This is a genomic window from Acidobacteriota bacterium, assembly GCA_016196035.1.
Lineage (GTDB): Bacteria > Acidobacteriota > Blastocatellia > RBC074 > RBC074 > JACPYM01.
Genome location: JACPYM010000066.1, coordinates 157,358 through 178,674, shown reverse-complemented (window position 1 = coordinate 178,674; position 21,317 = coordinate 157,358). Strand labels below are relative to the sequence as shown.

The 21,317-nt window shown below is 58.3% G+C and carries 17 protein-coding genes; 8 read left to right on the top strand and 9 right to left on the bottom strand.

The genetic code is table 11. From position 1 onward, the window contains the following. Positions 1–165: 165 nt before the first annotated feature. The 4 genes from HY011_20870 to HY011_20855 form a co-directional block, all read right to left on the bottom strand. Positions 166–3,021 (bottom strand): ABC transporter permease, encoded by a 2,856-nt coding sequence (locus HY011_20870; protein ID MBI3425394.1) that lies wholly within the window; start codon positions 3,019–3,021, stop codon positions 166–168. 9 nt (positions 3,022–3,030) lie between these two features. Continuing rightward, positions 3,031–3,351 (bottom strand): helix-turn-helix transcriptional regulator, encoded by a 321-nt coding sequence (locus tag HY011_20865; protein MBI3425393.1) that lies wholly within the window; start codon positions 3,349–3,351, stop codon positions 3,031–3,033. Between the two features lie 237 nt (positions 3,352–3,588). Further along, positions 3,589–5,163 carry an MFS transporter gene (locus HY011_20860; GenBank protein MBI3425392.1) on the bottom strand — a complete coding sequence of 525 codons (1,575 nt, stop codon included), beginning with the start codon at positions 5,161–5,163 and terminating at the stop codon, positions 3,589–3,591. 120 nt (positions 5,164–5,283) lie between these two features. Then, positions 5,284–6,051, bottom strand: a complete 768-nt coding sequence (locus HY011_20855; GenBank protein ID MBI3425391.1) for an enoyl-CoA hydratase/isomerase family protein — start codon at positions 6,049–6,051, stop codon at positions 5,284–5,286. Positions 6,052–6,302: 251 nt separating this feature from the next. Between HY011_20855 and HY011_20850 the strand changes: the two genes are divergently transcribed. The 4 genes from HY011_20850 (at position 6,303) to HY011_20835 (ending at position 10,126) form a co-directional block, all read left to right on the top strand. Further along, positions 6,303–8,003, top strand: coding sequence for a GMC family oxidoreductase (locus tag HY011_20850; protein ID MBI3425390.1), 1,701 nt, complete (start codon positions 6,303–6,305; stop codon positions 8,001–8,003). Between the two features lie 88 nt (positions 8,004–8,091). Beyond that, positions 8,092–8,667: a Uma2 family endonuclease gene (locus tag HY011_20845; GenBank protein ID MBI3425389.1), complete on the top strand. Its 576-nt coding sequence runs from the start codon at positions 8,092–8,094 to the stop codon at positions 8,665–8,667. Positions 8,668–8,725: 58 nt separating this feature from the next. Beyond that, entirely contained in the window at positions 8,726–9,670 is a 945-nt protein-coding gene (locus tag HY011_20840) for a polysaccharide deacetylase family protein (GenBank protein ID MBI3425388.1), read from the top strand. A 12-nt stretch (positions 9,671–9,682) separates the two neighbouring features. Next, positions 9,683–10,126, top strand: a complete 444-nt coding sequence (locus HY011_20835; protein ID MBI3425387.1) for a copper-binding protein — start codon at positions 9,683–9,685, stop codon at positions 10,124–10,126. Between the two features lie 65 nt (positions 10,127–10,191). Here HY011_20835 and HY011_20830 read toward each other — a convergent pair whose 3' ends face one another. The 3 genes from HY011_20830 to dprA all read right to left on the bottom strand — a co-directional run bounded on the left by HY011_20830 (position 10,192) and on the right by dprA (position 13,130). Beyond that, positions 10,192–10,830 (bottom strand): DedA family protein, encoded by a 639-nt coding sequence (locus HY011_20830; protein MBI3425386.1) that lies wholly within the window; start codon positions 10,828–10,830, stop codon positions 10,192–10,194. A 446-nt stretch (positions 10,831–11,276) separates the two neighbouring features. Beyond that, positions 11,277–11,954, bottom strand: coding sequence for a VTT domain-containing protein (locus HY011_20825; GenBank protein MBI3425385.1), 678 nt, complete (start codon positions 11,952–11,954; stop codon positions 11,277–11,279). 33 nt (positions 11,955–11,987) lie between these two features. Then, complete coding sequence (gene dprA, locus HY011_20820) at positions 11,988–13,130, bottom strand: DNA-protecting protein DprA (GenBank protein ID MBI3425384.1); 1,143 nt, start codon at positions 13,128–13,130, stop codon at positions 11,988–11,990. A gap of 136 nt (positions 13,131–13,266) precedes the next feature. Between dprA and HY011_20815 the strand changes: the two genes are divergently transcribed. Next, entirely contained in the window at positions 13,267–14,064 is a 798-nt protein-coding gene (locus HY011_20815) for a CHAD domain-containing protein (GenBank protein MBI3425383.1), read from the top strand. Then, a complete protein-coding gene (locus HY011_20810) occupies positions 14,057–14,551 on the top strand; it encodes a CHAD domain-containing protein (GenBank protein MBI3425382.1) in 495 nt (164 codons plus the stop codon). The genes HY011_20815 and HY011_20810 overlap by 8 nt, the downstream gene beginning before the upstream one ends. Positions 14,552–14,938: 387 nt before the next feature. Here the strand turns inward: HY011_20810 and HY011_20805 are convergent, their stop codons facing one another. Continuing rightward, positions 14,939–17,866, bottom strand: a complete 2,928-nt coding sequence (locus HY011_20805; protein ID MBI3425381.1) for a YfhO family protein — start codon at positions 17,864–17,866, stop codon at positions 14,939–14,941. A gap of 175 nt (positions 17,867–18,041) precedes the next feature. Here HY011_20805 and HY011_20800 point away from each other — a divergent pair, with 175 nt between their 5' ends. Next, on the top strand, positions 18,042–19,475 hold the full coding sequence (locus HY011_20800; GenBank protein ID MBI3425380.1) for an acyltransferase: 1,434 nt from the start codon (positions 18,042–18,044) through the stop codon (positions 19,473–19,475). Between the two features lie 604 nt (positions 19,476–20,079). Here the strand turns inward: HY011_20800 and HY011_20795 are convergent. Further along, entirely contained in the window at positions 20,080–20,262 is a 183-nt protein-coding gene (locus HY011_20795) for a hypothetical protein (GenBank protein ID MBI3425379.1), read from the bottom strand. Between the two features lie 28 nt (positions 20,263–20,290). On the opposite strand from HY011_20795, the gene HY011_20790 reads away from it, so the two are divergent. Next, entirely contained in the window at positions 20,291–21,223 is a 933-nt protein-coding gene (locus HY011_20790; GenBank protein MBI3425378.1) for a pentapeptide repeat-containing protein, read from the top strand. Positions 21,224–21,317 lie beyond the last annotated feature (94 nt).

Here is a 21,317-nt window from a genome sequence, read left to right as displayed (position 1 = left end):
CTTTGCACCTGCTGTGCGGCCGCCGGTTTCCCTGCCTTCGTTCCATCCAAATGAAAAGAGCCTGGCGCTCCGGTTTCAGCGTGTGGCGGAGAGTGTCCCCAAACGTTGCAAACCGGAGCGCCAGGCTCTTCCCAACTACTCTGTGTTGCTGAAAGACCGCCGCCGCTATTCGTGCCGCAAGGCGTCGAGCGGATCAACCTGCGCGGCGCGGCGCGCGGGCCACCAGCAAGCCAGCAACGCGACAGAAGCCAGCAACAACGCGATCACGCCGATGGTCACGGGATCGGTGCCGCTGACACCGTAAAGCTGATCGGCCATCTGCCGCTGCCATGAGCGTTCGGCGAAATACTGGCTGGCCACTAAGCGTTTCACGATGTATGCGGTCAGCGTGCCGCACACCAGACCGAGCAGCACCAGTTTCATCCCCTGCCAGATAATCAGCCGCAGCACATCGGTCGTTTGCGCGCCCAGCGCCATCCGCACGCCGATTTCGTTGGTGCGTTGCGCGACCGAATAGGCCAGCACGCCCGACAAGCCGATGGCCGCCAGCAACAACGCCAAGCCGCCGAAAAAGCTAAGCAGGCGCGCGTAGAGCCGTTCTTGCGCCAGCGACTTTTCGGCGCGCGCGCGTTGCGAGACGAATTCGGTAACCGGCAAGGTGGCGTCGAGTTCGCGCACAGCCTGGTGGACGGCGCTGGTCAGCGCCGTCGGTTCGCCGCTGGTGCGCAAGGTGAAATACATTTCGCCGATGTTATCGAGTTCCTGCTGCCAGGAGGTGAACAGCAACGGTTCGATGTCATCGCGCTGGCTGTTGTATTTGGTGTCGGCGACGATGCCGACGATTTCGAGATCGCGTTTGCCGTCGTCATCTCTGACGTGTTTGCCGAGCGCGCCCCCTTCTGCGAGGCCGGGGAAAAACTTTTTGGCGAGGGTTTGATTGACGATGGCGACTTGTGGGGCGCTCGCCACATCCTGCGCCGTAAACGCCCGTCCGCGCAGCAGCGGGATTTCGAGCGTCGAGAAATAGTTTTCGCGCATGAATTGCCGGTTGGCGATATGTTCGCCCGCCCCCTTGACCGTTTCGCCGGGCAACAGAAATCCATCATTCCAGGTGAAATGTGAAATCAACGGCACCGCGCCGAACGTCGCCGCGCGCACGCCCGGCAAGGCTTCGAGCTTGGCGAAAAGCTGCTGATAGAATTGCACGAGCCGTTCGCCTTTGTACCCCCCCTGGCGCGGCTGTACGGCAAAGAGCAGCAGATTGTCCTGATTGAATCCGACATCCACGTGTTGCAGGTTGCGCAGTGTGCGAATGAACAAACCCGCGCCGATCAGCAACAGCAACGACAGCGCCACTTGGGCGACGACCAGGCCTTTGCTCAACCGCGAAACCGCGCCGGTGGTGCGGCGGGCCTGTTTCAAGCCGGCGGCCAAATCGGCTCGCGTCCCACGCCACGCCGGAGCCAGCCCGAACAGCACGCCCGTCAGCAATGACACGGCAACGGTAAAGAGCAACACGCGCCAACTCATGCTGGGTTCGACGCCTTCCGGCAAGAAGCGCGTCTCGCGGTCGGCCAAGGCCGCCAGTGCGCGCTTGCCCCAAAAAGCGAAGAGCACGCCCACCGCGCCCCCCAGCAGCGAGAGCAGTACACTTTCGGTCAACAACTGACGAATCAGCCGTCCGCGCCCCGCGCCGACCGCCAGTCGCACGGTGATTTCAGGGCCGCGCAACGCCGCGCGCGCCAGCAACAGATTCGCCACGTTGGCGCAGGCAATCAGCAACACCGCCGCGACCACGGCAAACAAGCCGTATATCGTGGCCGAATAAGACCGGCGCGTTTCCTGTGCGCCCCGGCTGCCTGTGAACGCGAGCAAACGCGGGTAATCTTTGGCTTCGATTTTGGCGGACTCGGTGTCTTTGCGCGGCGGCGGCATGATTTCGAGGGCGTGCGCCTGAAACGCGCCATTCAAACTGTCGCGCGCCTGGGTCAGCGTCGCGCCCGGTTTCAAACGGCCCATCACCAACAACCACCAACTGCCGGGTTTGCCGGTTTTGGGCTGCGCCGAACGGTCACCCAGCAGCGTGGGTTCAAACGCCAGCGGCACCGTGACTGCCGGACGCTGATTGACCTGCCCCGAGCCGGTGAAGCCCGGCGGCGTCACGCCGATGATCGTGAACGAGTGATTGTTGAGTTTGAGCTGCTGGCCGATGACCGCCGGATTGGCGGTGAATCGTTCCTGCCAGTATTGATGGCTGAGCACGACGACCGGCGCGGCGGCGACCTTGTCATCCGACTCGACAAGCGTGCGCCCATAAAGCGCCGGTACTTTCAGCCCAGCGTAATAGCCGCCCGTCACCGCTTGCCCAAACACGACCTCGGCCTGGTTATCCACCACCGCCGTGAGTTCGTAAATCGGCGCGAAGGCAAACAGCGACTCCAACGGGCTATTTCCTGCCGCCTGCGCCTGCCGCAATTTCTCGAAGGTGTCGAAGCGGAAGACTGACGCGTCGCGCATGCCGGGCAGTTGGTTGCCGTCAAAGGTGCCGCGCATGCCATTCGTGCGGAAGGGTTTTCCGGCGAGCCATTCAAACAACACCAACCGCTCAGGCTCGCCCACCGGCAAGGTTTTCAGCAACACGGCATCCACCAAACTAAAGAGCGCCGTATTCGCCCCAATGCCCAGCGCCAGCGAGAGCACCGCCACCAGCGTGAACCCTTTGTGCTTAAGCAGCATGCGCAAGCCATAACGCAAATCTTGAAACATCTCGTCCTCCAATCGTTGTGGTTGTAAGAGCAGCGCATCCCAAAACGCGCCCAGACTGCGCCGCAACAGATCCAGTCTGTTACGCCAGTCGAGCCGCGCCCACTCGGCCAGCAATTGTTCGCGGTACTGCAACTCGGCTTCCCATTCCTGCCGCCAATCGGCGCGCAGCCGTTGCGGCACAATCACACCGAACACTTGCACCAAGCGCAAAGACAGTCGTGTAACCCAATTTTTTGCAGGCCCCTGTTTTGGCATCGCAGTGGCTCAGTCAGCTTCTTTCGGCTCGCGCGTAGCGAGCGGTGATTGGTCCAGTAACCGGTAACGACTGACCGCTTCGGTCAACATCGTTTTCCCGGCCTTGGTCAGTTCGTAGTATTTGCGCGGGGGACGCAGTTCGGCTTGCGCGACGGCGTGCTTTTCCCATTTCGACCGCACGAAGCCGTTCTCTTCCAGGCGCCGCAAGGCCGGATAGACCGTGCCGCTCGGCAAACCCGTGATGTCCATAATGTCGAAGCCATAGATGTAGCCATTGTCCAAGGCCTGCAAAATGACCGCGACCGAATACGAAAGGTAACTCTTGCCCATGAGTAACTCCTGAAGCTAGCTAGCTAGTGTTCTGCTTGTATAGTGTTCTACATAGATAATTGTCAATCGTGCACGGACACTTTGTGGCGAAATGTAGTAAAGCTTGTTGGCGTTTGGACGTGGCGCGGCTGCTGGTTTGGAAAGGATCAAATCGGCTGGATTATGGCAGGAAGCTACGCTTGGCGGTCAGTGCATCTTTGGTGTGATGGCGCAATCTTTGGAGTTGACCAGAGGCAATCAAAGCTCTGGCACGATGGTGGCAGCATCGTCGGCCTGGTGGTCTTCGTGCACTAAGTCGTGGGCGGTGCCAGCAGGGATCAGCATCGAAATCAACGCCGCGATCACCACCATTACCAAGCCCACAATGAAGGCCAGGCGCAACGAATTCGCCAGCGCTTGTTGCAAGAATTGCGCTGCTGCCGGAGATAAGGCCGCGCGCGTCGTTTGGCGGACGAGGGCGGCAATGTCGCTGTGTTGCAAAGCCAGCGCGGTGAGTTCCCCACTACGGCCCTGCGCCAATTCGTGTCGTAAGCGCCAGGCCATGACCGCGCCCAGAATGCCCACGCCCAACGAAGCGCCGATGTTACGCGCGAATTGCACCGTCGAAGTCACGACACCCAGCAACGCACGCGGCATCGAATGTTGCGAGCCGATCATCAGACTGGAAAGCGTGAGACCGCCGCCCATGCCCATCAAGATCACCGAACCGGCCAGATAATTCAGTGTCGTGGCCGCCGAGACAAACGCCAGCATCAGCGCCCCCAGCATCATCAGCAACATTCCCGTCAACACAACCGGGCGATAGCCCACGCGCAAGATCATCCGCCCGCCGATGATCGAACAGACGACCCAGGAAAGAATGTACGGCGTCAAAATCGCGCCCGCCGCCGTGGGCGTAGTGCCCAACACGCCTTGCACAAAAAGCGGCAGATACAACATCGAACCGAACATCAGCATCCCGGCAAACAAGCCGTGCAGCGTCGTCGCCAGCACCATGCGTTCACGAAACAGTTTGAGCGGGATCAACGGCTCCGGGCTATGGCGTTCGATCCAAACGAAGGCCACGCTGAGCGCCACACATACCAACGCGCCGCCCAGCACGATTGGCAGGCTCAGCACGCTGCCCCGTTCGACCAGGATCAGCAAGGCCATCAGCCCCAGCGCCAACGTCAACGTGCCCGCGTAATCGAGTTTGATATTGGTGCGGCGCTCGTGGCGTTCGGTGTAATTGGCCCAAATCAACCCCGCCGCCAACATACCGAATGGCAGGTTGATATAAAAAACCCAGCGCCACGACCAATGTTCGGTCAAAAAACCGCCGACTAGCGGCCCGAACAAACTCGCCATCCCCCACATCCCGCTAAAGAGCGCGATGGTCTTGGTGCGCTTTTCCAGCGTCAGCAAATCGGCCACGATGGTCATCCCAACCGGAAAGAGCGCGCCGGAACCCAGCCCTTGCAAGGCGCGAAAAGCGATCAATTGCCCCATCGAATGCGCCGCGCCCGACAGCGCCGAACCTAGTATGAACAGCGCCAAGCCGCCAAACATCGCCGGTCGCCGCCCTAGTAAATCGGCCATCTTGCCCCAAATCGGCGTCATCACCGTCGAAGTGAGCAGATAAGCCACGGCGACCCAACTATAAATTTCGATCCCGCCCAAGGTCGCAATGACGGTTGGCATGGCGGTACCGACGATAGTGTTTTCGAGCGCACCCATAAAAATGCCGAGCGCGACGCCTATTAAGGTGAGGGTCGTTTGTGGGGTGAGTTCAGTGGTCGCGGTTGTCTGAAGCGTGTTTTCGGGACTGCTCATTCAGGTTTGCTCTTTGATGCGGTACCGGGAGCAGTAGCGACTGGGTGAGGTTCGGCGCTTAGAATGCCCGCCAGCCTTCACCCGGTCGCTACTGCTCCCGGTACCGCATTGTTGTGGTCGCTATGCTTTGTTCAAAAATTTCTGCACACCTTGTTGGCAATCCGGCGTCAGCCGCGCCATCGCGTTGACATCAACGCCCGTGCGCAGCGCCTGTTCAAAGGTCATGCCGTCGGTTTGATACAGCAGATACTTGGTCAACATCACCGCCGAGGCGCTGACCCTGGTGACTTCGCTAGCGAAGGCTTCGACCTCAGCTTCAAATACATCATCGTCGCAAACGCGATTGATGAAACCATACGACGCGGCCTCTTCGGCGCTCAGCAGTTTGCCCGTGGTCAGGATTTCAAAGGCGCGTTTCTCAGTCAGGTTACGCCGCGCAATCGCCATCACCATCGCAGGCACAAAGCCGATTTTGACTTCGGTGTAGCAGAACTGCGCCGAGCGCGCGGCAATCACCAGATCGCAAGCCGAAGCCAGCCCCGCGCCACCGGCCAGCGCGCGCCCGTGCACGGCGGCAATCACGGGTTTGTGCATGCGCCGCATTTGCAGCAGCAATTCGGCAAAGCCGAGCGCGTCTTCGACGTTTTCCAGGATGTTGGCCTGCGCGATTTTTTGCAGTTGGGCCAAATCAGCGCCTGCGCAGAAATCCTTGCCTGCGCCGCGTATGACGATCGCTTTGACGGCTTCGTCCTGCGCGGCGGCGGTCAGCGCCTGTCTGAGTTCGCTGACCAGTGCCTCGTTTAAGGCGTTGCGTTTGTCGGGACGGTTGAGGGTGACGTGCGCGGCGGCATCGTGTATCTCGTAAGTGATAACAGTGTAATTCGACATAATTGGTGATCCTGCTTAGGAGTTAGTGACATTCTCTTTGCCAGGCAGCGAGAGCACAAGCGAAACAGTACCGCGCGCGTGAGCAAGCGGCGACGTCAGCTAATGCACAATGGCTTTCAAGCAAAATCTCCGCTTGCTCACGCGCGCGGTACCGTCTCGCCCGGTGCCGTCTCCGCGATTGCCCCATCCAGTGGCTTGTACTAGATTGTGCGCCACAACATTCCGAATTGATCCCAACAGGAGAAAAAGTGATGGCGAAAACTGCGAGCTACGATGCGATTGTCGTCGGTTCCGGCGCGACCGGCGGCTGGGCGGCCAAGGAACTGACCGAAAAAGGGCTGCGCGTCCTCTTGCTGGAAGCGGGCAAAATGCTTGACCCCGACAAAGATTTCAAAATGGTCGCGTATCCTTATGAACTGAAATATCGCGGTGTAGTGCCGCAAGAAGAATTGCTCAAAGCGCGCCAGCCGATTCAGTCGAAATGCTACGCCTGCACCGAATACGGCAATCACCTTTTTGTAGACGACGTGGACAATCCGTACACGACACCGGCAGGCAAAGGCTTCGACTGGATTCGCGGGCGGCACGTGGGCGGGCGTTCGATTATGTGGGGCCGCCAGTCGTACCGGCTGAGCGATTATGAATTCAAAGCCGCCTCGCGCGATGGACATGGTGAAGATTGGCCGCTTGGTTTGCAAGAACTCGCGCCGTACTACGAACACGTCGAACGCTTCGTCGGCATCAGTGGCGCGACGGAAGGCCTGCCACAGTTGCCCGATTCGGTTTTTCTGCCGCCGATGGCGATGACCTGCGCTGAGCGCGCGTTAAAAAAGGCCGTTGAAAAGAACTGGCCACAGCGCAAAGTGATCATGGGCCGCGTGGCGATGTTGACCAAGCCACACAACGGGCGCGCCGCTTGTCATTATTGCGGCCATTGCGAACGCGGCTGCTCGACCAATTCCATGTTCAACACGCCCGGTTCGACGCTGCCCGCCGCCATGAAAACGAAGCGGCTGACGCTGCGCACTAATGCTGTCGTCAGTCATTTGGTCGTGGACACGAACACCGCCAGAGCCAAGGGCGTCGCATACATTGATCAAGTGACGAAGAAGTCCTACGAAGCCTTTGCCAAAGTCGTCGTGCTCTGCGCCTCGACGATTGAATCCACGCGCATCCTGCTGAATTCGGCTACGCGCCAACACCCCGAAGGCTTCGGTAATTCATCCGGCGTGTTGGGCCGACATCTGATGGATCACACTTATTCGGTCAGCGTCACCGGCACTGTGCCCGACACAGCGCAATACGGCTACGATTTTTCGGAAGGGCGCAACAATGGCATTTATATTCCGAAGTTCCGCAATGTCTTCGACAAGCACAAAGATTTCCTGCGCGGCTATGGCATTCAGGGCGAAGCCAACAAAACCATGCTGCATCCGCACCTGAAAAGCTTCCCCGGCTTCGGCCCGCGCTTCAAACAAACGGTGCGTGAGACCAATGCCCCGGCCAGCTTCTGGCTGGGAGCCTTCGGCGAAATGCTCTCACGCCCGGAAAACCGCGTGACGATCAACAAAGAAGTCAAAGACGCCTGGGGAATTCCCGTCGCGCACATTGATTGCAGCTACAGCGACAACGAGCGTGCGATGTCCAAAGACCAGTTCGCCACGCTTAACGAAATGGCCGAAGCCGCTGGCTGGAAAGTCGAAGGCGGCAATGCGCAACTCGCCAACCCCGGTCTGTGCATTCACGAAGTCGGCACGGCGCGCATGGGCAGCGATCCGAAAAAGTCTGTGCTCGATCCGTTCAATCGTGTCTGGGACTCACCGAATGTCTTTGTCACCGATGGTGCGGCTTTCGTTTCGCAAGGCTGTCAGAATCCGACCCTGACGATGATGGCAATTACGGTGCGGGCGTGCGAGCATTTGGTCAGCGAATTGAAAAAGCGCAATCTGTAAGCGAGGAGTATCTATGGCAACACCGCAACGCATACTGATCCCGAAACCGGCGCCAAAACTTACCAAACCGAAAGCCACGAAGGCGGAAATGGCCGCGCCGAAATTCACCTCGGAAGACTTGCTGCTGCTGGACAGCAATGAAGGCAAACATTACGAGATCATCGAAGGAGAGTTGTTTGTGTCCAGATCATCCACCTTTGAGCATCAATACTCTTGCACGGCGCTTAGCCATTACCTGTTCGACTGGAATCAACAAAGCCAACTGGGCGAAGTCGTCATTAATCCCGGTTTGGTTTTTGCCGATGACGATGATGTCGAACCGGATGTGGTGTGGATCGGCCGTGAACGTTTGGTCAATGCGCTGGACGACTCCGGCCATTTCCGCCACGCGCCCGAATTGGTTGTCGAAGTGCTCTCGCCCGGCAAACAGAACGAAGACCGTGACCGCAAAGCCAAGCTCAAACTCTATTCGCGGCGTGGGGTACAGGAATATTGGATCGTAGATTGGATTGGCCGGCAGGTCGAAATTTACCGGCGCGCACGTTTGCGGTTGCGGCACGTCAGCACGCTGGGAGCGCAGGACAAACTCAGTTCGCCGCTCTTGCCAGGGTTCAGTTGTCAGGTGTCGGCGCTCTTTTTCGCCTGGCCGCCGGGCAAGCGGTAAGCACATGAGGGGTCAAGCTTTCCTTGCTGAAATTCAACCGACGGAAAGGTTTCAACGTATGAATTTTCGTTTCGCAATACTCATAACACTTACTCTTTTCGCGCCCGCCGCTTTCGCGCAAAACACCGCACAACAACTCGGCTTCGGCCCCGATGACAAAGTGCTGATCGTGCATGCCGATGACGTGGGCATGTCGCATGCGGTCAACCTGGCGACGATGGAGGCGCTCAAACACGGGATGGTCACTTCGGCGAGCATCATGATTCCTTGCCCCTGGATGCCGGAAATTGCTGCCTACGCGCGCGAGCATCCCGAAGTGGATTTCGGCCTGCATCTGACGCTGACCAGCGAGTGGAAGTATTTCCGCTGGCGTCCGGTCGCGCCGCCCGATCAGGTCAAAGGCTTGCTCGACCCCGAAGGCTACATGTGGCGTTCGGAAGCGGATACGGCCAAGCACGCGACACCGCAGGAAATTGAGACCGAGATTCGCGCGCAGATCGAACGCGCGCGGCAATTCGGCATCAAGCCCACGCACCTGGACACGCACATGGGCACGCTGTATACGCGGCAGGATTTCTTTGACGTGTACACCAAGCTCGGCAAAGAGTACGGCATCCCGGTGATGGTGATGCGCGCGACACCCGAAGCGCTGGCGTATGGCAAAGCCTCCGGTTCGCCGATTGGTGAGGCTGCGTTGCGCAAGATCGAGGCGGATGGTTTTGTGCTGTTGGATTATCTAGTGACAGGCGTGCCGGGCAAGACGGCTGCCGAACGTAAAAAGGCGTATCACGATTTGCTGCGCAACCTGAAACCCGGCGTGACGATATTGATCGTGCATTTGGGTTTGGACAATGACGAACTCAAAGGCATCACCGGTTCGTGGCAACAACGCCATGCCGACTTTCTGTCATTCACCGATCCTGAAACGCGGGCGCTGCTGAAAGAATTGGGCATCAAACTGACCACCTGGCGCGCTATGGGCAAGCTGGCGTGGAAGAAATAAGCGGAGAAAGTCATGCCTGGTTGTTATCGAATGATGTTGCTTGGCGGACTGTGCGTAGTGCTTGGCCTGACGCAAGGGGCACCTGCGCAAACCGGGCGCAAACGCGCGGCGCAGACGAAAAAACCAACGCCGACGCCCACCCCGCCGCCATCAGCAACCGGCATCGTCCCACGCCGTGTGGAGCAGCAGCCCGCGCCCACACCATATCCGCCTGGCACGCCGCCGAAACGCTATGTGCTGAAAGGCAAAATCTATGCGCTCTACCCGCAGTTGTCGCTGGCCGAGGTCGAACACGAGGCGATTGCCGATTACATGGAAGCGATGACGATGAAGTTTCCACTCAAAGACAAACGGCTGTTTGAGCGGCTCAAAGTCGGCGACCGCATCACCGCGACGCTGGTGGTGAGTCAGACGGGTGGAGAATGGTGGTTGGAAAAAGTGGTGAAGCTGAAGTGAGTTTGAAGAAGCAAGCCGCAGATAAAATTGGTTGTTTATCTGCGGCTTACGTTTTCTCGGCACGCTCAAACGGCATCGGGCAATTCCCCGCCCTCGTCGTCACTATTCTTCCGATTGCGCAACGTATTGACGATGAGGAACACAATGATCACTGCCGCCAGCACCAGCCCGATCTTTGGATAATGCTGTTTGAACAAATCCGCCGCGTGTTCGCCATAGCGCACGGCCATCCAGCCTTCCAATCCATAGCGCACACAACGTCCGATGAAGAGCGCCAGCAGGAAGCGCCAGACTTTGACGCGAAAGACGCCCGCCGAAATCAAAAAGATTTTGAAAGGAAAGGGCGGCGGCAGAATTGCACCGACCAGCATGGCCCAGGTGTCGTACCGATCCAATAATTGACTGACGCGGTCACGCCGTTCCGGGCTGAATTTGCGCAAGGCCGCCGCGCCGGTTTTGTAGCCAATCCAATAGGGCAACAAACACCCCAGTGTCGAACCCAACACTGCCGCCAACACATACAGCGGCATCAGGGTGTGATTCAAATGCGAAAGCGTCATCACGACGGCGTCCGGCCCGCCGGGTAACGGCAGAAAGGAAGCGTCCAACAAAGCGATGGTAAAGATACCGAATGCGCCGAACGCAATAAGGGCGGCCTGGACGGATTTGAGCCAGGCGGTGAGTTTGGCAACGAATGATTTCAAGGATGAAGCCTCAACGGTAGCGGCAAGCTGCCAGCTTGCTGCGATCTCGATAATTTTAGTAACTCATGTTACGCAGTGAAAAGATTGAGTTTTAATTTGGCAGTCTTCTTCGCGCCGGAGGCGCAAGGGACATTAGCCGGTGGTGGAGCGTCGCGCGGAACCACCGGAACCGCGTCAGGATTGATTCCCAGCCCTGAAAGGGCGCTAGACCACAGTTCGTCTGTCGCCCTTTCCAGGGCTTGGCGCGCTGCGCTTTGGCCGTCCGGTGGTTCCGCGCCGCGCTCCACCACCGGCTAATGTCCCTTGCGCCTCCGGCGCACAAAAACCGCCGTCTTTCACGGTCAAACTGAATCGTCAAACTTCCACCGCGTAACATCAGTTAGTAATTCAACCGGAAGGGGGTCATCTTCCGACACAACGGCAAGCTGACAGCTTGCCGGACAAGTTCAATCCGAATAAGAAGCCTCGGCCCTGAGCGCGCGGCTTTTCATCACCATCAGCAACCAACGTATTAAGAAAAAGAAAACGATGCCGCCCACCACTGCGCCGAGGATAAGCTCGAAATGCGCTTCCAGCCATTTTAAGGCCTGCAAAACCTCTTCGCGATAAACCCACGCGGCAAAGCCCCAAAAGTAATAGCGTATCGTGCGGGCGATCATCACCACGGCGGCAAAGCGTTTGGGCGGATAGCCCAGCGCGCCGGCCGTCGCCACAAAAATCTTGAACGGCAGTGGTGGCGGCAACAGCGCCGGTATCGCCAGCGACAAAAAGCCCCAACGGCGATAGATCAATTCGACCCGCTTGATCGCTTCCGGGTGGAAGCGTTTCGTAATCGTATCGCGCCCCTGTCTCGCCAGGTAATACAACAATGAGCAACCCAACACCGACCCAAGGGCCGGAAAGAGCGGAAAGAACCAGACCTCAGCCGGGTTATGCGCGATGCGCGTGATGGTGATGATGTCATTGACTTCGGGCAAAGAGAGGAGGGAGGAATCTGCCGCCCCCACCAAAATCATCAGCGGGGCGGCCCAATAGACTGGCAAAGCAATCACCTGATCGGAAACACCAAAGACGAGGGTCTTTAACCATTCGACACTGCCGCTCACCCAGCCCCAAATTTCCATTATGACGCTCACTTCAGATAATGCCTTCGCTGCTTACAGCCGTTTGATAAAACTCTTGCCCGGAAGCTCTCGGATTCTATCTTTCATTTCCAGGCTAAGCAATGCATTCATCAATTCAGCTGAGGCCAGCCCGCTGGACATTAACAACTGATCAATGTGCGCGGGGACATCGGCGGAAAGAATTTCCAATAACTGGCGTTCGCTGGCGCTGAATTCAACGGCGGGAAACAGCGGCTGAACATTGCCGTCTTTCTGCTCGGCAAGCCGTTGGACGTCCAGAATTTTCTCTTTCATGTCGAGCGGCAATTCTTCGACTACATCACGCCATTGCTGGACGAGTTTTGCGCCGTCTTTGATCAGATAATTCGGGCCAAACGAAGTCTGCGAGGTGATATTGCCGGGCACGGCGAACACTTCGCGGCCCTGTTCATATGCCAGCCGCGCGGTGATGAGCGAGCCGCTATGCTCGGCGGCTTCGACCACCAACACGCCGAAACACAAGCCGCTGAGGATGCGGTTGCGATAGGGGAAATTTTGCGGCAGCGGCGGCGTGCCCAGCGGAAATTCAGAAATGACCGCGCCGTGCGCCATGATTTCCGCTTCCAAGCCTTTGTGCTCTTTGGGATAGATCGTTTCCAACCCCGTGCCGACGATAGCGATGGTCTGGCCGCCCGCCTCGGCGACTTCCAACGCGCCCCGATGCGCGGCAGCGTCAATGCCGCGCGCCATGCCCGACACGATGGTCAACCCATTGGCAGCCAGATCGCGCGCCAACATCTGCGCCGTATTCACGCCGTAAGTTGAACAGCGCCGCGAACCGACCACGGCCAGACACGGTTGTGCGTAGGCTCTGGGCAAATCGCCGCGCACATACAAAGCAATCGGCGGATCGTGAATCTCGCGCAGCAGCGCCGGGTAATCTTCGTCTTCGAGCGTGATGACGCGGGCGTGCAAGGCCTCTAGACGTTCGATTTCGGCGTTGGCTTTTTCCAGGATGGAAGAGTCGTGCAGTTCTTGAATCGTATTGGGTTTAAGGCCGAGCTTTTCCAGCCACAGGCGCGAGGCGGCAAAGACCTGCGCGGGTGTGCCGAATTCTGCCAGCAATTGATTGGCGGTGCGCGGCCCGATGCCACGAATCATGTTGAGGGCGATCCAATCGGCCAAATCTGCGCGCATATCGTTGAGTCCTCCGAGGTTTGATTGCGTTGCTGAGACGCGCGTGGATTATACGCAGCACCAGCAAAAAAACCTATGCGACGATCAATTTATTAGCGATGAATTTGTTTCGGAGTAGTGATTGGAAAGAAGATGAGTGGCGCTTGCTGAGGCGACAGCGGTGAAGGAATTGCCTGCTCACTGGGTACAAGCAATTCCTCCACGGCCAAAGAGCAAGTCGAGAAAACAAACCGCAGCGGGGGTTCTTACCGGCATCGGACCGCCACGATCTTTTCATCAACACCAGCAGATCTTGCTGGCACTAGCAAAGAATGCGGAATGGCGGCGTTCTTCCAGCCCGTCGCGCAAATTTTTCCAAGAAATTTTCCGCCCGCCTTCTCAGTCACAAGGCTTTGCCGCTAAACTCTGTCATACTCAAACTTTCCCTCCCGACAGGAAATTTATGCTTGAGCGCGCTACAAGTCCGCCGCAGGAAAGCACTGCGCAAATGGTGCAACGGGTCTTTGCCGAACAATTCGCCGTGATCCTAAGCCAGGAAGCCGGCGTTAGGCTGGGCGACGTCGAAGCCATCCATGACATGCGCGTGGCCACCCGGCGTTTGCGCGTGACGCTCATTAATTTCGCCGCCTGTTGGACCAAGGCAGAACGCCAGCAACTGAAAGACTGGCTGCAAAGCCTGGCGGACGCGCTCGGTGAAGTGCGTGACCTGGATGTCTTGCTGGATTCATTAAAACCAAAGCTCACGCTCGTGGCCGCCGCCGAGCGCCCTTTGGTCGTCAATCTGCTCGAACGGCTGCGCCAACAGCGCAAACGCCGCTTTCAAAGCTTGTTGCTCTTTCTGGCCGGCGAAACCTATGTGAGCTTCAAACGCGAAGTCCCAAAGCTAATGGTGACGGTCGCAACCTCGCCCTCTTCTCCCAACATCAATGGCTAAAGCTTTCAAAGTTAAAAAAGTTCACCCTGACACGCCCGCCGCCAAAACCGCCACGCGCATCTTGCTGACGCGGCTCAACGAGTTCTATTCGCATTGGCCCAACGCCGATGATGAACCGACGGCGGCGGAAATCCACAACCTGCGCATCTCGGGCAAACGGCTGCGTTACAGCGCCGAAAGCACGCGCGAATTTTACCCCGACCGGCTGGCGCTGCTGATCGAATTGCTCAAACGCGGCCAGGACATCCTGGGCGATTATCAGGATTGCGTGACACATCGGGCCATGTTGTCAAAAGATTTGGCGCGGCAACGGCGGCTATCCCCCAGAGGCAAACAGATTGCCCTGCTCGAAAAGCTACTGGCGGCGTTGGATGAACGCCAAGCCATGCTTTTCGCCCAGTTCCGCGAAATCTGGCGCGGAATGGTCGCGAAAGAGTTTCGGAAGTATTTGAAGGCAGCCGTGGCCGAGCCTTTCAGCCGCGGATGAACGCAGATAACCGCAGATAAACATCAGATAAACATCAGATAAACATCAGAGGGCTTACGCAAAGCCGGAAACTTTGCCACAGAGGCACCGAGACATAGAGCCAGAGAGAAGGTTTGCTGGGAGTTTAAGTCTCAGATCAGTTTGCACTCGCATGTACGGGAAACTTCATGCGCCGGGACAGTACCGCGCGCGTCAGCAAGCGGTGTTGCCGCGTGAGACCTCTGCGTGCACAGGGCGAGCGCCGCTTGCTGACGCGCGCGGTACCGTCCTGCTGTCCCACCCCGTACACGCAATTGCAACCCGATCTAACTCTGTGACTCCGTGCCTCTGTGACAATGCTTCTGCGTATGTCCTACATCATTGAACAGCAGCACTGATCGGCGTATCTCAGCGTTCATCTGCGGCAAGGCTGCTCTTCAATTGCCCGCTTGTCTGCCGCCAACAAAACAAACCACCAAGCAACAACAGCAACACACCTGCCGCTGCATAACCCAAGCCTTTGCGAAACGCCGGGGCTTGATAAACGAATTCGACCCGCTGCGCACCTGCCGGAACCGCAACGCCGCGCAGGTTGTAATCAACCCGCTGCACCGGCGTTTTCTGTCCGTCAATGTATGCGTACCAACCGAGATCGTACATTTCGCTCAGCATCAGCAAACCTGGCTGCTCGTTGTGAGTCGTCAATGAAATGCGCTGCGGTTCGTAGCGCGTCACTTCCACACGGGCATTGGCCGCAGCGGTCACTGGCGGCAAGCGTACTTCCCCGCTGCCGAAATCTTCCAGATCAAACAACGCTGTGTGCGCCGGGTCGAACGGCGCGCCATCAGGCAGCTTGCTGTTGCGAATCGTCGCCAGCACCTGCGCTTTCGGCAAGGCGCGCGCCTCGCTCACAAACCACGCGCGCGGCAACTGGCGCAGGTTTTCGTAAAGCGCGACCTGCTCAAACTGTCCCAGCTTGCGCCAGCGTTCGGGCGGCAAATAGTACGGCGCGACCGGCGTCGAACGCCCCGTCGCCGCCTCGTGCAACGCCACATTCAACAGCACGATTGAAGCGTCAGTGCACACCTGCATCCATTCGATGCGTTCGATCTCGGCGCGCTCGAACGGCAACCGCGTGAAGTATTGATGCGACTCGAACTCACCCGCCGCAGTGCTGGCAAAAATGCGCGCGCGTTGATGCCGGATGTTGGCGCGCACATCGGCCCGGTCATATGCCCATTCAGAGGAATCGCGCCCAGCCTGCAATTCGCGTTCGATCACGCGGCCATCGCGCGCGAACAGTTTCAACTTCACGACCGGCGCGCCGTCGGGCAAGCTCGTTGAATTTGTCAGCGTCGAAACTACCGCCAATTCAGTCGCCGCCACGCCGCTCGCGTCTGTCGTCAGCGTCAATCCCGGTTTGAAATCCAGATTCCAGGGCGATTGCGCGAAGTGCATGCCGTCAAACGTTGTCCCGGTCTCTTTGCCTTTTGCACCTCCCTGCCCAACCAGTAGGTATTTCACGTTGAGCAGATCAAAGTCGCGATCCGCCACGGCAAAGCTGCCGCTTTCCTGCAAAAAACCCGCGATGGCGGAATTGGCCGTGCCCGTCATTTCGCCGATGCGAATTGGGCGCAAAATGTCATAGCCCGCCACGCTTTGCAGCCCGCGCGCCATCGAAGTATTCGGGTAATCAAGGCGATCAAAATTGTCATCCGCCGGCCAATTCGCCGTGTAGTCATACGGCAACAGCATCAAATGCGCGAGGCGAAAGCTGTTCAGATCAGCTTCACGCGCTTTGATCGCCTGCACGGCGGGCGGATCGGCCAGCCGCTGCGCAACGTCAAACTTGCCGGTCTTCCAGTGAAAGAAATGGCCGTAAGCGGTGACATCCAATAGCAACACAATCAACAGAGTTGCAGATTTGAGATTGGAGATTACGGACTGAGGGATCACATAAAACCAAACAGCCAGCGCACTGAGTACAAAGCTAACCAGCGGCACGAATGCTTCGGGATTCATCAATGAGCTGGCATTCGCGGGCAACGGCAACGAGGCCAGTTTGTTCGGAAAGAAGCGGAACAACACCGCTACGACCGACACGACGACGCCCAACGCAATGATGCCAAACCGTGCGGCCTGGCGGCGCGGGGTATCATTCAATTCGCCCAGCTTCGTCACGCCCAACGCCGCCAGCAGCGCCAGCGCGAACGTCAATTCGTACTGATGCCGGTACAACCCGCGAAACGTCTTGTAGCCCGGCACGCGATAAAGCAATTCATTCAACCCGAACGGCAGATAGCCGCCGAACGAAAGCACGACCGCGACGACCGCCACCGTCACCCACAACCACACGCGCCTATCACGCCGTCCTTTGCCGACAGCCACGCAGGCCAGCAACCACGTCAGCAAGCCGACGTAGCCGCACATAATCCCCGCAATGTCGCGGCCCCAGTATTCGGTGTGATACGGGCCAAAGAAAGCGCCGCCGAAAAAGTACGGAAAGATCAGCGCGGGCAGTTGCCAGGGCGGATAGGAATAGCCCGCAAAAAATAAGGCGCCCGGATCGTTGCGTTCGCTTTGCGCCAGCAATTCCAGCGACGGCTGCAACTGCATTTGCGCAAACAACACGCCGACGGTGACTAACGCGACGCACGCAACCAGAAAATATCCGCGTTGCCGCCAATCGCTGAATTGCCCCAACGCAAACAGGCAATAAAACCCGCACACCAACGCCGTGAAAATCAACATCTGCGGTTCGCCCGCAAAGAACTGCAACGCGATAAACAGCGCGCCCAACGCCACCCAACGCCAAGCACGCCATCTTGATCCAACCATCGCTGCTTCGACACAACCCGCCAGCGCCAGCAACACCCACGGCAACCACACCGCCGCCGCGATACGCGAAGTCTGGCTGATGTGATTCACCATGAACCCGCCGAAGCTGAACGCCACGCCCGCCAACAGCGCGCCCACGCGATTGCTGCCGCTCTTGCGCGCAAACAGGTACGTGCCGATGAGCGCAATGTGAAAGGTCGTGATAACCACCAGATTCGCCGCCAGCCGTGGCGCAAAGACCGCGAACAACCAGTTCGGCGGATAGAGCGCGCCCGGATACACGCTCGCCAGCAGCGGCATCCCGGCGAAGATGTACGGGTTCCACAACGCCAGTTCGCCGTGCCGCAACCGCTCGCCGATGAAGATGCGCACGCCCAGGTTTTGCAACCAGCCATCGCCCGGCAGCAACGTGACGTCGCCCAGCACCGCCGGATAGAAATAGATAAACGGCAACAGCGTGAGCAGCAGGATTGTTATTGCTTTGGATGAAAGACGCATGACCCTGGGTGCGCAGGCATCCTTGCCTGCGGCGTGATGTCAGACCGGCTGATGCTGGAAGGAAACCCCTCCGGCATTTTTCTATCTGACGCCACGCCCGCACGCTGGAAGCGGTGCGTACCCAGAGTAACGCACTTGCCGCAAAAATTCAGCAAGACCTATACTGCCCACCACGATGCAAGCATCCACCACGCGGCGCTACGCCGACCAATCCCGTTCGCTGCAACTCGACTTCATTCGCGGCTTCGCCATCCTGATGGTGCTGGGCCGCCATCCGACGTGGTATCCGCAATTCGCAGGCAAGCTCGAAGGCTTCGCGCACGTGTGGGGCTTGTTCGGGCTGACGGCGATTGATTTGTTTTTTGTGCTCAGCGGTTTTCTGATTGGCGGCCTGCTCTTCAAAGAATGGAAGCAGAGCGGGCGTATAGACACCGTGCGTTTCCTCATCCGGCGCGGCTTGAAAATCTGGCCGGCCTATTTCGTTTACGTAGTCTTTGTGCTGCTGGCCTACATTTGGGAAGGCACGCACGGCACGCCGCGCCAGGTCTTCGCGCTGATGCTGCCGAATTTTGTGCACCTGCAAAGTTACGTGCTCACGCCCGCCGTGCACACCTGGAGCCTCGCCGTCGAAGAGCATTTCTATCTGGCGCTACCCTTCATCGTCGCGCTCGCGTCGAATCCGCAGCCTGATTGGCGTAAGGCGCTGCGCGTCTTCGTGCTGCTGATCGCGGGCTATGCGGCGCTGCTGACGCTGACATATTTCCTGCTGCATTGGCTGACGCTCGGTGCCGCGCCGTTGGAGATGCAAGAGTATCTGCGCTCGTATCTGAACCCGCGCTTCCTGCTCTTCCTCGGCGTGCAACTGACGATCATCACGGCCTTCCTGACGTTTGCGCCATGCTTGCAGCCCGCCCAAGGCAAACATTTTCCGGCCATTCCGCTGATCGCCTTTGGCATGCTGACGCTGGGGCTGGCGCTGCGCATTGTGTCGCAGCAGATGAAAGAGCAGCTCGGCTTGAACTGGACGTTCCTGTTTTTCTCGACGCACCTGCGCACCGACGGCATCTTTTTCGGCGTGCTGCTGGGCTATCTGAATCACTTGCACCCGGAAGTGCTGAAATCCATCTTGCAACACCGGCGCTGGCTGCTGCTGGGCGGCGCGCTGTTCGTGCTGGCGGGCATCGTCGTGCCCGAAAAAGGCGGCGAGTTTTTCTACATGCCCGGCTTTACTGTGTTGGGCTTGGGCTACGCGGCGCTGCTGATGGCCACCGTCTTCACGCCGCTGGGCGAAGGGTTGTTGGGCAAGTTTCTGGCGAGCCGCCTCTCCCGCCTGATCGCCTGGGTCGGCTTGCACAGTTACAGCATCTACCTCTGGCATTTGAACCCGTTCCGCTACCGCTTCGACAAATGGTTTTACGAAGCGCTGCAACCCTGGCTGCCGGTGACGGCGCGCTGGGCCATCGTGATGGCGGTTTACGTCGTGCTGAGTTGTTTGTACGGCGCGGCGCTGGGCAAGCTGATCGAACAACCGCTGTTGCATTGGCGGGATCGCATTTTTCCGGCGCGGGCGAATGCGATGGCGGAATTGCGGCCTGCTGACGTGCAATGAATGAACGCTTGGAACAGAGACGGATTGTCCGCCGCTGCAAGCCTGTGGTAAGAATCCAGCACCCAACTGCTTGATGGCCCGTTGACTGTGTTGGAGAGCTTGAGAGATATGAAGCTTTAAGGCTTCCTTCTGCCTTACTTTGAAACGCTGTTATGACATCCGACGAGAACAATTCGATCTGTGCCTGTGCGGAACACTTGCGGGCGGAGTGCCAGCCGGGGCGCTACTTCAGGAACGCCGCAGGGCAGCATTACTGTCTACGGCATTATCCCGGCACAGCCACGCCTGAGACGCTGAATGCCAGTGACGATTTCACCTGTGGCTGCGAATGGGTGGACCGATCTGCCTGTACAAACCAGCCTTTCTTTAAGCAACACGAGGGCAAAAACTACTGTGTGCTGCATTACCCTGGCACAGATAAACTTGAGGGTTTCCGTGTTGCCATCAGCAAAAAATTGGCTGAACAGGATTACAACTTTTATGGTGTGTGGTTCCCTGAAAAGGCTGACTTCCACAAAGCAAGCTTCAGTGCTAAGGCCGACTTCAGCGACGCAAGCTTCAGTGCTGAGGCCGACTTCAGCGACGCAAGCTTCAGTGCGGTGGCCTACTTCATCGAAGCAAGCTTCAGTGCTGAGGCCAGCTTCAGCGGCGCAAGCTTCAGTGCTGAGGCCAGCTTCAGCGGCGCAAGCTTCAGTGCGGATGCCAGCTTCAGCGACGCAAGCTTCAGTGCTGAGGCCACCTTCAGCGGCGCAAGCTTCAGTGCGGATACGGAGGCCACCTTCAGCAAAGCAAGCTTCAGCGCGGAGGCTTACTTCATGGGCGCAAGCTTTAGTGCGGAGGCTTACTTCAGCCGCGCGAGCTTCAGTGCGGAGGCCAACTTCGAGGGCGCAAGCTTCAGTGCGAAGGCCCGCTTCAGCGGCGCAAACTTCAGTGCGGATGCTTACTTCATGGGCGCAAGCTTCAGTGCGGAGGCTGACTTCTACGGCGCAAGCTTCAAAGACTATGCCCATTTCGCTGGCTCAAAAGAGAGGAAAGCCTTGGGAGAGAAGGCGTACCTTGACCTCCAATTTGCGAAGTTCGAAAAGCCTGAGCGGGTTTCGTTTCATACGCTGATTCTACGTCCGAATTGGTTTATCAATGTTGATTCCCGCAAGTTTGAGTTTGTTGACGTTGAGTGGAATTTCCGGCTGAAGGAAGAATTAAAGAGCGCAAGTGAAGCCAAAGTCAGCGCGCCACATCGCCTGTTGGCAATCACCTACCGACAGCTTGCCGACAATGCCGAAGCGAACCATCGGTATCACGAGGCTTCCCGCTTTCGCTACAACGCCTTTGAAGCGCGCCGGATTGAGAAGTTTCACGGCTTCGTGCCCTGGCGGCTGGATTGGTGGTATTGGCTGGCGAGCGGCTATGGGGAAAGCGTAGGCCGCGCCTTTCTCGTCTTCGTGGCGCTGCTCGCCCTCTTAACGCTCGGTTACAAGCGCAGCGAATTTGTGCCCACAGCCCCAACCGCCGCGCCACCGGCAACCGTCGTTGCCAACACTGCGCCACCCACCGCGCCCGACCTCCCGCCCAAACGGCTGGGCTGGCGCGAAGCCGCGCTGTACTCGTTCAACGTCAGCATCCTGCAAAAGCCCGAACCAAAGCCGAAGGGCTTATGGAGCAGCTTCCTGGTCTCCCTGGAAACCGTCCTCGGCCCGGCCCAAGCCGCCCTCTTGGCGCTGGCTGTCCGGCGCAGGTTTATGCGGTAGACGCTTACCAGCCCGCGAATGCGGGTGGCAGCATAAAGCCCAGGGCGTCAGTGTCGAGCGCGTAAATGACAAGCCCGTGAAACGGGCGACGGAT